General features: G+C 64.7%; 13 protein-coding genes and 1 tRNA gene. 2 read left to right on the top strand and 12 right to left on the bottom strand.

Annotated features, from left to right (window positions below; genetic code table 11):
• Positions 1-80: 80 nt before the first annotated feature.
• The 11 genes from dbpB (D0T12_RS02085) to D0T12_RS02135 form a co-directional block, all read right to left on the bottom strand.
• Complete coding sequence (gene dbpB / locus D0T12_RS02085) at positions 81-1,193, bottom strand: DGQHR domain-containing protein DpdB (RefSeq protein ID WP_117397517.1); 1,113 nt, start codon at positions 1,191-1,193, stop codon at positions 81-83.
• The gene (gene dpdA, locus D0T12_RS02090) at positions 1,190-2,452 is read right to left on the bottom strand and encodes a tRNA-guanine transglycosylase DpdA (protein WP_117397518.1); all 1,263 of its coding nucleotides are present in this window, start codon (positions 2,450-2,452) and stop codon (positions 1,190-1,192) included. The genes dbpB (D0T12_RS02085) and dpdA overlap by 4 nt, the downstream gene beginning before the upstream one ends.
• On the bottom strand, positions 2,449-3,597 hold the full coding sequence (gene dbpB, locus D0T12_RS02095) for a DGQHR domain-containing protein DpdB (RefSeq protein ID WP_117397519.1): 1,149 nt from the start codon (positions 3,595-3,597) through the stop codon (positions 2,449-2,451). The genes dpdA and dbpB (D0T12_RS02095) overlap by 4 nt, the downstream gene beginning before the upstream one ends.
• On the bottom strand, positions 3,597-4,577 hold the full coding sequence (locus D0T12_RS02100; protein WP_147339344.1) for a hypothetical protein: 981 nt from the start codon (positions 4,575-4,577) through the stop codon (positions 3,597-3,599). The genes dbpB (D0T12_RS02095) and D0T12_RS02100 overlap by 1 nt, the downstream gene beginning before the upstream one ends.
• Before the next feature lie 3 nt (positions 4,578-4,580).
• Positions 4,581-5,381, bottom strand: a complete 801-nt coding sequence (gene folE2 / locus D0T12_RS02105) for a GTP cyclohydrolase FolE2 (protein ID WP_199487238.1) — start codon at positions 5,379-5,381, stop codon at positions 4,581-4,583.
• On the bottom strand, positions 5,378-5,734 hold the full coding sequence (gene queD, locus D0T12_RS02110; protein WP_117397521.1) for a 6-carboxytetrahydropterin synthase QueD: 357 nt from the start codon (positions 5,732-5,734) through the stop codon (positions 5,378-5,380). Before queD ends, folE2 begins: the two co-directional genes overlap by 4 nt.
• Positions 5,734-6,372: a 7-carboxy-7-deazaguanine synthase gene (queE, locus tag D0T12_RS02115; RefSeq protein WP_117397522.1), complete on the bottom strand. Its 639-nt coding sequence runs from the start codon at positions 6,370-6,372 to the stop codon at positions 5,734-5,736. The genes queD and queE overlap by 1 nt, the downstream gene beginning before the upstream one ends.
• 8 nt (positions 6,373-6,380) lie before the next feature.
• Positions 6,381-7,085 carry a 7-cyano-7-deazaguanine synthase QueC gene (gene queC / locus D0T12_RS02120; protein WP_233525801.1) on the bottom strand — a complete coding sequence of 235 codons (705 nt, stop codon included), beginning with the start codon at positions 7,083-7,085 and terminating at the stop codon, positions 6,381-6,383.
• Between the two features lie 575 nt (positions 7,086-7,660).
• A tRNA-Pro gene (locus D0T12_RS02125) sits at positions 7,661-7,734 on the bottom strand.
• 77 nt (positions 7,735-7,811) lie between these two features.
• Entirely contained in the window at positions 7,812-8,411 is a 600-nt protein-coding gene (locus tag D0T12_RS02130; RefSeq protein WP_117397524.1) for a class I SAM-dependent methyltransferase, read from the bottom strand.
• Positions 8,408-9,307: a metallophosphoesterase gene (locus tag D0T12_RS02135; protein ID WP_117397525.1), complete on the bottom strand. Its 900-nt coding sequence runs from the start codon at positions 9,305-9,307 to the stop codon at positions 8,408-8,410. The genes D0T12_RS02130 and D0T12_RS02135 overlap by 4 nt, the downstream gene beginning before the upstream one ends.
• Before the next feature lie 78 nt (positions 9,308-9,385).
• Between D0T12_RS02135 and D0T12_RS02140 the strand changes: the two genes are divergently transcribed.
• On the top strand, positions 9,386-9,838 hold the full coding sequence (locus D0T12_RS02140; protein WP_199487239.1) for a GatB/YqeY domain-containing protein: 453 nt from the start codon (positions 9,386-9,388) through the stop codon (positions 9,836-9,838).
• A gap of 161 nt (positions 9,839-9,999) precedes the next feature.
• On the opposite strand, the gene D0T12_RS02145 is transcribed toward D0T12_RS02140, so the two are convergent.
• Positions 10,000-12,318: a penicillin-binding protein gene (locus tag D0T12_RS02145; RefSeq protein ID WP_147339345.1), complete on the bottom strand. Its 2,319-nt coding sequence runs from the start codon at positions 12,316-12,318 to the stop codon at positions 10,000-10,002.
• 329 nt (positions 12,319-12,647) lie between these two features.
• On the opposite strand from D0T12_RS02145, the gene D0T12_RS02150 reads away from it, so the two are divergent.
• Positions 12,648-12,959, top strand: coding sequence for a WhiB family transcriptional regulator (locus D0T12_RS02150; protein ID WP_117397528.1), 312 nt, complete (start codon positions 12,648-12,650; stop codon positions 12,957-12,959).
• The last annotated feature ends 794 nt before the right edge of the window (positions 12,960-13,753 follow it).

Genomic DNA, 13,753 nt, shown 5'->3' on the forward strand with positions numbered 1-13,753 from the left:
GATTCCGCACTTCGAAACTTATGGCTGTCCACACCGCAACACGCACCTGTGAGGACCCGGGGCCCAGGCTCAGTGAAGGATCAGAACAGCGGGTCCTGGTCGACCATGACGAGGAGGCCCTTGGTCAGCCACTTCACGTCGTTGGGGGTGTTCTGGAGGCCGTTCCACTTGCGCTCATCGTCCCTGCCGAAGTGCCAGCTTCCTTCGGTCCAGGCCGCTACGACCTTGATGTTCCTCAGCTTCTCGAGGATGTGGTGGCGGTCGAGCTTTTCGGCCGGCTCGTCTTCGGTGAGCTTGTCCATCACGTAACCCATGGCCTGGATGCCGACGCCGTGAGTTAGCCGCGACGTGCGGGGCGGCTTGCTCCAAGCGTCCGGGAAGACGTCCCTGACCAAGCCCCAGAACGTGTTGAGGTGGAGCAGCATGCGTTCGACGTCTCCGCCGCCTTGCTCGTCGCGGTACTGGTAGAGCGCCCCCTCGTACATGCTGTTCTCGATCATCTTCAGGACGCTGTTGTCCTTGATGTAGCCGTCCGGCGAGGTGGGGGTTGCGATCGCCTTGTAGAACGGGCCGGCGCCGGTACCGTTCAGCCGGGTCATGAGCACCGCCGGCAACTGCCGGCGGGCATAAGCCGGCGGCAGGTGACCTCTGGTGTTGGGGAGTAGCTCGTGGATCAGGCCCTTGGGCAGCGGCTTGGTGTTGTTGACCAGGATGAACTGGGCTCGCTGTTCAGCCTCGTTGTCGGCGATAAAGCCTACGGCTGCGACGGGAAACGTGTCGATCTCTGCTTCCCTGATGGCAGCACTGCGCTGCTGGCCGTCCACCAGCCAAGCGGGTTTCTGGTACTCGGGAAGGTCCTCGTCCACGGGTATGACGAGTACTCCGGGCACCGAGTAGCCTTCCCCTGTCTCAGGGGTTGTCCCGGCTTCGAACTTCACCCTGCTGTCGAATGCCAGCACGATCGCGTTCGGCAACATCGCCGAGGGTGACTCAAGATAGCGCTTGATCGCTTTGATGTGGTTGGCTACCTCCGGACGCTGGTAGCCGTGCAACTCTTCCTGGTCATCCCGTCGGATTCGGGACACGGCCGCGAACTCATGCAGGCGCTTGCCGTCAACCGCGAAGCAGTAGATGCGGCGATCACCCTGCCGGACCTCCAGCGCCGGAAGACGAAGCGTGTGCTGGTCGGTCATTGGTTCTCCTGACTAGGCGCACGGCCGATGTGCTGAATCTTAGCGGCGAAGACCGCAAGGTTGTGGAAGCCGCGGCTCTTGTTCCGTTCCGTGCCTCGGAATACGGCTATCTCAATGCCAAGCTTGCTGCACAGTCCACAGTTGCATGTCTTCCATGGTTTCTCTTGAAGAAGTATCTCATACTTGGGGATACGAGACTTCTTGGCGCCCTTCTTAGGATCCAACTTGTCGCCTTCAACCAGCTGCTCATAGTCGCGAAGGGTGTTCAGTACCTTCTCCAGAGAGGCTCTAGTGTCACCTTCGTCGTAGCCTCGCAGTAGGCGAAGTGTCTCGCGCTCGAGGCGCTTGGCTTCGGCTTGTGACACCTCGCCAGCTAGCACCTTTCGCTTCAGGGACGGGTTTCCGTCGACCTGAGGCACCCGGATTGCCATGTAAGCGCCATCAGCGGTGTGGTAGTTATTCTTGTCGTCCATGAACGACTGGCGAAAGGGCGATGTGCTGTCGAAACTGGTGACTCCGAGAGTGGCGAACTCTTCGATGGTGCCGACCCGAGTGATCCCCAACAGATGCAACTCTGCGTTCTGCCGCACCTTTTCGATCTCGTAGAGACAGTCCAAGATGTCCTCAGTCCGCAAGGGCACCATTCCTCCGAGCGCTATGCGGCGGTAGCCCATCTCTTCGAGTTGGTGGACGCTGTCGGCGTAACTGGCGGGACTCCACCCCTGGGCAGCGCCCACCGGGACGATGGAATGCTTTCGCTTCTCCACCTCATCGAGAAAATCGCGCGCGTACTTGAGTGTGATCCTGCGGCGTTCAGCCCACTTTGGTTCGATGGTGGATTCTGTGGCGTCCCGGTCGTAGTGAAAGATCACGTGGTCAACGCTAACGCCTTCATCAAATCCGCAGCGTTCATAGAAATCCACGACATCGGGCACGCTGTACGGCGGCTCGATTTCGTCAATATAGTTGAAGGCGCCACAATCGCCCAGCGTGGTGACGCCATCCGGCAGCCTGAAGTATTTCTGTACGCCCAACCTATGAAGCCGTTCCCGCTGCGGCATCGTGTACTTCCCGGATCCCCTAACCGAGCCGTCCACGATAGCTTTGCTGACCAGGATCCCGTGGTAAGGGCGCTTCGCCAGGACCTCATGCGCATAGCGGTCGTCGCGCTGCCGTACACGGTACGGAGAATATTCCTCATTGCGGAAGTCAAAGGTCGGGCTGACCTGGTCTTGGCTATCTGGGAAGAAAAACTTCAAAGGAGTTCCCTGCGTGCGCTCTGGTACAGACGGATCAGGTAGTTGGAAAGCTCTTGGACATGCTTCCCCACATTCTCAATCTCGTTCCAGCGATGCCCAAGGCCCTCCCAGGTCCCAGTGGTCCAGTGACAGTGTGGAGCGATGAGTTCGAGGTGTTGGCGAATCTGCTCGTATGCATCATCGCGCTGAGGATCAATAGTACCGAGGATGCGATCCATGAGGCGACCCATTGCCTTAATTCCAGCACCATGCATCAACCGGCTTTTTTCCGGTGGTTTGCCCCAAGCTTCAGGGAAAGTGTCCCGGACTGCCGTCCAGTAGATGGTCAAGGCCTGAATGATTCCGTCGTAATCCGTTTCGCCGCGACCGATGTCGCGATATGGAAACAGGCAGCCGGAAGGGGAGGTGAGGCTTTCTTGGATCATGTCGACGACGCAAGTGTCGGTAACTACCGGGCCTGGCTGGCGGCTCCCGGCACTGGAAGCTCGTTTGATCATCCCATGAAAGGGGGATTTTCCGTCGGTGTTCAGCACGTCGCATAGGCTCGATGGAGCCTTGCGTACCGCTAGGCGAGCCGGTAGGGGGCTGTCCACCTCGGGTAGCAATTCGGTGACCAAGCCGCGAGGAAGTGGGCGTGTATTATTGATGCGCACAAACTGATCGCGCTGCAAACTCACTGTATCGGCGACAAATGCCGTGACTGGGACGGGCAAGTCTCTGCGTTTAGCTTGCGCCAAGGCCAACGCGCGTTGCTGTCCATCGACGATCCAGGCGGGCTTCGGCTTGCCTTCCCTCGGCAGGGGAAGGAACAACCGGCCAGTGTCGGAGGCGCCATCATCTGGGAGCCGGTTGCCGCCGCGGGTGGCTTTGAAACGGACGTCAGGCGAGAGCGCCATGATGATCGGGTTAGGGAAGATCGGTAGCGGGCTGTCCAGATACTCGACGATTTCCTGGATGTGCTTGCGTACCTGGGGGCGCTGATAGCCGATCAGCTTGCCTGCCTCATCGCGGCTCACGCGGGAGATGTCGGCGAACTCTAGGACCTGCTCGGCCTTCAACATGAAGATGTAGAGCGGGTAGTCCTTGACCTGGATGATCCGAAGTGCTCGCACCTCGATGGACGGCTCGCTTCTGGACATGGACATCAGGACCAGTCCTTGAGCGCGTCTTCCTGCATGATCTTCTGAAACAGCCCCTTGAAGCGGGCCTGTTCGCAAGACCGCCCAGAACTGCGTAGCCGGCGCAGCAGCTTGGTCGCAGAGACGGGTCCTGCTTCCTCTGCCATGGCTGTGCGAATGAAGGCGAACACCTCATCGTCGCTAAGCCTGGCACCCGGAGTCCGGGAGATTGCTGGGGGAGCCGACTCCCTCAGCTCCTTCATAAGGGCGGCAAGCGTCGGCCGCGTGAACGGTTTTTGCTGCTTTCTGGCCATCTCCAGCACGTGGCGGGCGGCCCGTGCATGCAAGGAGAGCAGGCTCCCGCCTACTGCAGGCTGGACCGCCGCGGAGACAGGGACGATGAAGTTCTCCAGGTCCGGGTACCGGTGGCCAGGCCCGATGATGACAAAGTTGTCCGGATCGACTAGCTTCTCGGCCGCTTGCTGAAGATCGTGAGCGCATGGCCTCAGATAGGCGTCCGACATGACGGCAATGACGGCAGCGTCCGGGTTGCTGGCGGCGAGGTCGGTGAACGTCCGAGGAGCACCGGGGGCGGGGCCGGGCCACTCGGCCAAGGCTCCCCACCACCTGCGGGCATCGTCGGTTGTGGAGGCGACAGAGTCCTTCTGCCCGAAGGCGAAGGTGGCCGCATAGGCGGCGATGGATGCGTCCTCCGGCATCAGCCCGTATCCGGCGGAGCAAACCCACATCGAAGCAGAGGGGCCAACCACTGCTCCAAGTTGTTTCGCTACCTGCCAATACTCGCCGGCGTACAGGTCGGCTGCGCGGGTGGTCGCTGCGCTGACGGCGAGGCGGCGGATCCAGTCGTGGCAACGCGCTTGTGTGTCCTGGTTCTGGGGAAGTTCGCGTGCCCGGAGCGTGGAGGAAAGCGAGCCTCGCTTGCGGTTAGCGCAGGTGACGACCAGGTGGACAGACCGTTCGCCTGGAGTGCTCGTTTTGTCGCCCATCGCCTATGCTTCGCCGGCTCGGCGAGTCCAGGACACCGTTGCGTATGCGGCATGATTGTGGATGCTCTCGTCGTTGAATGCCCGAATCCGGTACGCGGCGATGGTGTCCAGCGTCCTCAAAACCTGGGCGACGTTGCGGACCATGTCCTCGACGAAGACAGGATGGTCATAGGCCGCCATGGTCACGTGGCGCTCGTCCGGCCGCTTGAGGACGGCGTAGACGGGCGAGGACGCCGCCTGCTCCGCGATGTCGATCAGGTCGTCAAACCAGAGACCGCCTTGTGGCTCGGTCGGCTCAACCACGATCGTGATGTGGCCACGCTGGTTGTGGGCGCCCCGATCACTGATGGCCTTGCTGCATGGGCAGACACTGGTCACAGGTACCGTGACGGCCATCGTGACCCGGCTTTCCTCGGGGGCGCTGACGGCGGCCAGTGAGCACGCATAGTCAACAAAGCCGCGCGCCCCGGTCACCGGGGCAGACCGCTCAAGGAAGTAGGGGAAGTCGAGGCTGACACGCGCTGTGGGACCGGACATACGTTGCCGCAGGTCCTCGGCGAGGGTGGCGATGCTGCTGAGGCTGAGTTGCTCACGAGCTTCGTGTAGCACCTCAATGAAGCGGCTGAGATGCGCTCCTTTGACTTCTGGGCCGAGGCTGACCGACATGGCGGCGGTGCCGACGGTCTCACGCTTGGCGCCCTGGCCGTCGGCGACCAGGACGGGATAACGAAGCCCTTCCACGCCGACCTCGTCAAGGGGGACACCACGCGAGTCCGGCGTGGCCTGAACGTCCTGGAGAATCACTCTTCCCCCCGGTAGACGCAGCCGGAAGTGCAGGTTTCACGCACCATGACGGCCGAGAGCAGCAACTTATCGACCAGCCTGTCCCATATCCACTTAGCAAGCACCTCACTGGTCGGGTTCTCCAGCCCTGGCACCTCGTTAAGGTAGTAGTGGTCGAGTCGTGCGACCAGTGGCTTGACAGCGGCCTTGATCTCCGCGAAGTCCATCAGCCACCCCATGGCCGGGTCGACTTCGCCGCTTACGTGCACCTCGAAGCGGTAGCTGTGGCCATGCAGTCGAGCGCACTTATGGCCGTCGGGCACGTTCGGCAGCCGGTGGGCAGCCTCGAACGTGAACTCGCGGAAGATCTCCATCAACGGATTCCCAGGGTCTTGTGGGTCTGGACGCTCAACTGCCACTGCGGGTTGGCGAGGCAGTAGTCGATCGCCGCCCGTGTGTTGGCGACGAGGTCAGGACCGTCCATCGGTTGCAGGAGCAGCCGGTCGAAAGCCAGGTGTTCAAAGCGTTCGGGCTCGGCCCCGATCTGGGGATAGACCAACTTCAGGTCATTTCCCGAGGTCAGCACGATCTCTGTGCCGGCTTTGGGGCTGACACAGATCCAGTCGAGACCCTCTGGGGCGGGGCGTGTTCCGTTGGTCTCGATTGCGACCTCGAACCCTTCGGTGTGCAGAGCATCTACAGCCTCGCGGTCCAGTTGCAGGAGTGGTTCGCCGCCTGTGCAGACCACGTATGGGCGGCTGCGCGGGTGTGCGCGTCCCTGCCAGGTCTTGGCGACGGCCGCTGTGAGATCGGCGGCTGTCTGGAACCGGCCGCCGCCTGGGCCGTCGGTTCCGACGAAGTCAGTGTCACAGAACTGGCATATCGCCCGATGGCGGTCCTTCTCGCGGCCGGTCCACAGATTGCAGCTGGTAAAACGGCAGAACACGGAAGGACGCCCCGCGTGGCTCCCTTCGCCCTGAAGCGTGTAGAAGATCTCTTTGACTCGATACATAAGGCCCGTCAAGCCTTCGCTGACGTGAAGGAGGGGTCCGCAAGGCCGAGTTCGGCGAAGCCCCGGCTGCGAAGCAGGCACGAGTCGCACGTCTCGCAGGCGCGGCCGTCGACGGGGTCGTAGCAGCTGTGCGTCCAGCCATAGTCCACGCCGAGGGACAGACCTCGCTCGATGGTCTGAGCTTTGGTCAGATCGATCAGCGGGGTGTGGATCTTGAGCTTCTGAGTGCCTTCGACGCCGGCCTTGGTGGCGAGGTTCGCCATGCGTTCGTACGCCTGGATATACTCCGGTCGGCAGTCGGGGTAGCCGCTGTAGTCCATGGCGTTGACACCGATGAACACATCCGATGAGCCCAGGGTCTCGGCCCAGGCGAGCGCGAACGACAGGAAGACGGTGTTACGCGCAGGCACGTAGGTGACCGGGATCTCCTCGCCCAACTCGTCCGCATTGGCGTGGTGAGGGACAGCCAGGGATTCATCAGTGAGTGCCGAGCCACCGAAGACGGCAAGATTGATGTCAGCGATCACGTGGTCGGTCGCCCCCAGCTCGCGAGCCACCTTCTGCGCTGCGTCGAGCTCCTCGGTGTGCCGCTGTCCATACCGGAAGCTGAGGGCGTATGTCTCGTATTCCTCATCCCGGGCGATCGCCAGCACGGTGGTCGAATCGAGGCCACCACTCAGCAGGACCACTGCCCTGCGCTTGTCCGTCCTCACCTGTTGCTCCCCATCCTGCCTACTGCGCGGAAACTGCAGCCTCATAGCTAACCGGTCGAGTGTAGTTACGAGCGCGGGACGGCCGCAATTCGCCATGCGCTTGAGGTCTGGCATGTCTCCTACGTACGAAGTCCTGTCACTGACCGCCCTAGGCGGGTCGGATGTAGCGACGCAGCGACCCTCTAAAACTGCATCGATGGCGTTGGTGAGCCGAGAGCACTTAATGCAACGGTGCGAGTGCAGATGAGCGGCGCAAACCGGCGATCAGCATCCCAGGATCATGGAGCCGAGGTGATGCGGGGCCCTTGGCAGGCCGGACCCGACTGCAATCTCGGTGTTCAGGAGTCTGCTGAGCAAGTCCCGAATGGTGGAGGGGCGTCTGGGTGAGTGGGGGCAGATGAGGGGCGGAGGGGATGGGGATCTGAACCTGTTGTGGGTGGAGGTGGTCCGGTCGGTGCTGGTCCGGGGCGGACGGTGTTCGTGGGTGGCGGCAGAGTTCGCGGACGAATGGCGGAGAAAAGATCTTGAGGCCGGTCTCCTTGGGGGAGAGCCGGCCTCTGATCTGGCGGTTTTTGTCGGGGTGGCGGGATTTGAACCCACGACCTCTTCGTCCCGAACGAAGCGCGCTGCCAAGCTGCGCTACACCCCGGTGGTGGCTGCCCGGGAGGCGTACGTTCTCCCGGCGCCTAGTACACCTTAGCGGATGGTGAGGGGTGCTTGCGTCCTCTATTTGCGGGCTGTGAAGCCGGTCATGGCTCCGGAGCGGGTTAGTTCGATGGAGGTCAGGCCGGCGGAGGTCAGCCAGGTGCGGACGTCGTCGGCGGTGCCGGACGGGCCGAAGAGGCCGCGGCGCTGCATGTGGCGGATGACGCGGTCGCGGGAGGTGCCGCGGACGATGGTCGTGCCGCGGAGGGTGCCGCCCGGGCGGAGGACGCGGGCCATCTCGGCGATGGCGGCGGGTGGGTCGGTCAGGCAGTGGAGGCCGTTGTAGGTGACGCAGGCGTCGAAGGTGTCGGTGGGGAAGGGGAGGGCGTAGACGTCAGCCTGGAGGAGGGTGGACGTCTTGCGGCGGGCGCGGGTGAGCATCGTCCAGGAGAGGTCGACGCCTACGTGGCGGGGGTTGTCTCCGAAGGCGACGCCGCCGCCGCAGGGGATGTCGAGGGTGAGGGCGGACGGGTCCTGGGCGGCGATGTTCTGTCGCAGGTGCGTGATGTCGTAGTTCCAGAGGAGGCGGGCGCCCAGGCGGGAGAGGTAGGGGTTCTGGACGGCGTAGTCGTAGGCGGCGGCTTGGAAGCCGCCGACTTTCCAGCGTTCGCGCAGGTTCATTGGCGTGGGACCAGCGTGAGGAGGGAGGCTTCGGGCGGGCAGCAGAAACGCATGGGGGCCTTCGGGGACGTGCCGAGGCCCGCGGAGACGTGGAGCCAGGCGCCGCGGTGCCGGTGGAGGCCCTTGACGCGGGGACGGTCGATGCCGCAGTTGGTGGCGAGGGCGCCGTAGAAGGGGACGCGGACCTGGCCGCCGTGGGTGTGACCGGCGAGGAGGAGGTCGTAGCCGTCGGCGGTGAAGCGGTCGAGGTTGCGGGGTTCGGGCGAGTGCATGACGCCGAGGTGGACGTCGGCCTGCGGGTCGACCGGGCCCGCGATCTTGTCGTAGCGGTCGCGGTTGATGTGGGAGTCGTCGATGCCGCCGAACTCGATGTCCAGTTCGCCGACCTTGAGGCGGCCGATGCGGTTGTTGAGGTCGAGCCAGCCGGCGGTCTGGAGGGACGAGCCGAGCTCCCGGTAGGGGAGGTCGGGTTCCCGGCGGTGCCGGTCGTAGTCGGACTTGCTGGTCCGCCAGATGTAGCGGAGAGGGTTCTTGAAGATCGGCGAGTAGAAGTCGTTGGAGCCGTAGACGAAGACGCCGGGGCGTTCGAGGAGGGGGCCGAGCGCGTCCAGGAAGGGGCCGACCGCGTCGCGGTGGGAGACGGAGTCGCCGGTGTTGACGACGAGGTCGGGTTCCAGGGCGTCCAGGGAACGGACCCAGTCGATGAGGCGGGTCCGGCCGGGCGTCAGGTGCGCGTCGGAGATGTGCAGGATCTTCACCGGCGGGCGGCCAGGCGCGAGTATCGGCACGTCGACGCGGCGGAGGCGGAACCAATTCCGCTCGATCACCGAGGCGTACCCGAAGGTCGCGGCGCCCGCGCCGAGGAGCGCCAGCGGCACGGCGTAGAACTTTCGCACCCCTCCATGCTTCCAGAGAATTGCACGGCGCGGTAATCCTGATGGGGCTTGGGATGCCGGAGGGGCATGATGGTGTGCATGACCTTGAAGGAGAAGCTGGAGACCGATCTTTCGGCGGCGATGAAGGCGCGCGACGAGGTGCGGACCCGTACCTTGCGGATGGCGCTCACGGCCGTGAAGAACGAGGAGGTCGCCGGCAAGCAGTCGCGTGCCCTGTCGGACGAGGACGTCGTCAGGGTGCTGACCCGGGAGGCGAAGAAGCGGCGCGAGGCGGCGGCCGCGTTCGGGGACGCCGGGCGCGAGGAGCAGGCCCAGGCGGAGCGGGCCGAGGGCGAGGTGCTGGAAGGGTACCTTCCCGCGCAGCTCGGGGATGAAGAGTTGGCGGCGCTGGTGGCGGACGCGATCGCCGAGACGGGCGCGGCCGGGCCCCGCGCGATGGGTCAGGTCATGAAGGTCGTCAACCCGAAGGTCTCGGGGCGCGCCGAGGGCGGACGTGTCGCCGCCGAGGTCAAGCGTCAGCTCGCGCAGTAGGGCCCTTGGCCTGGCGTCCACAGTCTGTGCCAGCGTCTGAGGGGGCGGCGCGAAGTGGACCGTCCTCCCAACGACTCATCGACTGACCGTCCCCCGGCCAACGTGGCCGCTGCGGGCTCGGTGAAGTGACGTAGGTCTGGCTGCGGCGTGAGCCCCGGGTGTCAGTCGCCGCCACGTCGGGGGCGGCCGCCGCCCGGGGAGCCGCCGCGGTTCTCGCCGTTGCTCACGTAGAGGATGACGCTGGTTCCGGGTGGGGCCTCGCTGCCGGCGGCCGGTGAGGTGGAGACGACCGTCCCCTTGGGCTTGTCCGAGGGGACGGAGCCGGGCGCGACACGGGCCCTGAGGCCGGCGGCGTGGAGTTTGGCGGTGGCCTGCGCGATGGTGTTGCCCTTCACGTCCGGGACGCGGGCGGTGTCGCCGAAGTCGCGGGACGGGGTCCGGAACCCGGGGGCGGGCCTTCCGGCGAGGGCGCGCTGCATGCTCTGCTGCCAGATGCCGCCGGGGATGTCGGCGCCGTACACGCCGTGGACCTTGTACCGCCAGGGGCCGCGGTAGTCCCAGTAGGCGGTGGCCGCGGCCATGTTCGGGGTGAAACCGGCGAACACGGCGCAGGTGAACTCTTCGCAGGTGCCGGTCTTGCCCGCGGCGGGACGGCCGATTCCGCGGCCCGTGGCGGTCCCTTGGGTGAGGACGCCCTGGAGGATCGAGTTGACCTTGTCGGCGACGTCCTCGTCGAGGGCCTGGCGGCAGTCCGATTTGGGCAGTTCGAGTTGCTTGCCCTCGGCGTCGACGACCTCCGTCACCGAGATCGGGGCGCAGTACTTGCCGCGGGCGGCGAATCCGGCGTACGCGGCGGCGAGGTGGACCATGTCGATGTCGTTGACGCCGAGGACCTGGGACGGGAGCGGCAGCAGCGCGTTGCCGTTGCCCTGCTTCATGCCGAACTTCTCGGCCATCTTCACCGCGTTGCAGACGCCGACGCGCTTCTCCAGGTACGCGTAGAAGGTGTTGACCGAGTGCCAGGTGCCGGTCTTGAGGTTGAAGTTGCCCTTCTCGCTGTCACCCGCGTTGGACAACGTCCAGGTCCCGCCGCCGAGAGTGTCGTTCTCGTACTTCTTGCCCTGGTAGTTCCCGGTGTACTTGCACGACTGGAAGCCGCCGACGGTGGTGGTCTGCGGCGAGTTGATCGTCGTGCTGACCGGAATGCCCTGGTTGATGGCGGCGGCGAGCGTGAAGACCTTGAACGTCGAGCCCGCGGACACCCCGTTGCCTCCGCCGTGCGCGGCGTCGGCGGGGAGGTTGATGGTCGTCCGGCCCTTGCCGGGGCCGAACTGCTTGCTCAGCCCGATCGCCCTGACCTTGCCGGTGCCGGGCTCGACCATCGCCTCGGCGGCGACGCGGTTGCCGGCCGGCGGCACCGTGCTGCGCAGGGTCTTGTCGACGGCGCGCTGGCTCTGGGGGTCGAGGGTGGTGCGGATCGTGTAGCCGTTCCGGTTGAGCTTGTTGACGACGTTCTCCTGCTCCTTCGGGGTGAGCTGCCAGTACTTGCCGTCCGACAGGATGTTCAGCAGGTCGTACTTCACGTACTCGCAGAAGTAGGGCGCCTTGCTGGTCTCGCAACCACCGACAGGATCGGTGGGGTTCAGTTCGATCGGCTTGGCGGCCTCCGCGGCGGCCTGCTGCTTCGTGATGTGGCCTAGTTCCGCCATCCGGTTAAGGACGATGTCGCGGCGGCTCCGGGCGTCCTTCGGGTTGCGGATGGGGTCGTAGGCCGTGGGGTTCTGCGTGATGCCCGCGAGCAGCGCGGCCTGGCCGAGCGTGAGCCGGGACGCGGGGACGCTGAAGTACCGCTTGGCCGCGGCCTGGACTCCGTACGCGCCCGCGCCGAAGTACGAGATGTTGAGGTAACCCTCAAGGATCTGGTCCTTCGACAACCGCTCCTCGATGTCGAGGGCGTAACGCAGTTCGCGGACCTTTCGTCCGACGGTCGGTGCGGTGGCGTCGCGGTACTCCTCACGCGTCCGAGCGGCGTCGACCAGCAGGTTCTTGACGTACTGCTGGGTGAGGGTCGATCCGCCCTGTGTCTTCTCGGACTCCACGTTGGTCGCCAGCGCGCGGAGGGTGCCCTTCAGGTCGAGGGCGCCGTGCTCGTAGAACCGCGAGTCCTCGATGTCGATGATCGCCTGCCGCATGACGGGCGCGACCTGGTCGAGCCGGACGGATTCGCGGTACTTGTCGAAGAACGTGGCGAACGGCTTGCCCTCCGAGTCGTACACCACCGTCTTCTCGGACGGTGGTGTCGTCTTCAGTTGGCTGTCCATGTCCTCGAAGTTGTTCGCGGCGTCGCGTGCGGTCAGCCCGGCGCTGCCCACGGCTGGCAGCGCGATGAAGGCGGCGAGGACGCCTGCGACGACCCCCGCCCCGAGAAGCCTGAGAAGAGTGGATGCCGCCTTCGCCCGATCCATATTCGCAACGCGCACGGGCACTAGGGTACGCGGGATGACCAGTGCATTTGGGACGCGCCCCCCGTCGTCGTACCTTCCGGGCCCTCGCTGACCATGACGTTCGTCCCTTATGCCCTCCTCATGACAACCTGCGCGGTGTCTGGCGCGTCTACTACAGGTAACTAGTCCGTTCCGGCGATATGGCCCCGGTGGGCCATATCGAGAATGGGCCCATCGGGGACTGTCGAAACGTGCCTCGCTTCCGTAAGTTCTTCCCCACGGCTTTCGTTTGGCGGCCTGACGTCCGCGCCCGTCCGGCCAAGGAGCGCAAATCGACACACAGACCCTAGGGGAGTGGGGCCAAGATGTGGATCACGGATTGGACCGCCCGCGCCGCCTGCCGTAACGCGGATCCGGACGCCCTGTTCGTGCAGGGAGCAGCGCAGAACCGGGCCAAGATGATCTGCCGCGGCTGCCCGGTGCGCACGGAGTGTCTCGCTGACGCCCTCGACAATCGGATCGAGTTCGGCGTGTGGGGCGGGATGACCGAGCGGGAACGTCGCGCTCTGCTGCGTCGGCGGCCGGACGTACGTTCGTGGCGCGACCTTCTGGAGACCGCCAAGGAGGAGTACGAGCGGTCGGTCGACGTTGACGAGCAGGAACTCGTCGCGAGCTGACCCGATACGCCGCGACGGCGATCGTCTGATTTCACGGGCTTTGAGAGCGGCCCGTCCAAGGCTGATGACCTACCCGGTCCACTCGCGAGCGTGACAGCGGGCTCGTATCACACCGAGATGCGAGCCTGTCAACACGTTCCCGGACGTGGTCGGGCGTCGCATGTCCTTCGGCATCGTTGACCCTCAGCGCCGAACGCACCTGCCGTGTTCCACGGTTCGTCGTCCGCTGCCTGTTGGTGTGGTGTGGGCGTTTGTCGGCGGGCTGTCGCCTGTATGGATGCGGCTTCTGGGGATGGTGAGGTGGTGAGGGCGGCATCCCCCCGCAAGTTCGACTGTCGCTCGCAATCGGTTGTTGTGCGGTGAAGTCGGTTGTGTCGGTCGGTGATACGGGCCGTGCGGTGTGCGTTTGATGCCTTCGCTGGTGCGGGGGCGAGGTTGGTGGTGGCGGTCGGGGTTGGGCGTGGTCTGGGTTTCGTTGGCTGGGCTGCGAGATGGGGGCAGTGTCGACTTCGGTCCGAACATCCACGGCTCCGCCCGTTGGGCAGACCAGCACGTGCCTTCGTTTTGTCCGGCGGTAGCGGGGGTGAGGGCGCTGGCCACCGGATGGAACGTCGCCTTCGGGCTCGGCCATGCTCGTCGTCTGGGCTGTGCTGTGTGCTTGGTTCGTTCGTTGTGATGCTTCGGCTTGGGACGATGAGGTGGTGGCGGACGGGATGAGGGTGTCGCCCACGAGTGCGACTGGTGTTCGGTCGGTGATGCGGGCCGTGTGGTGTGAGTTGGGTGCCTTTGCTGGT

The sequence above is a fragment of the Actinomadura spongiicola genome (assembly GCF_003432485.1).
GTDB classification, from domain to species: Bacteria; Actinomycetota; Actinomycetes; order Streptosporangiales; family Streptosporangiaceae; genus Spirillospora; species Spirillospora spongiicola.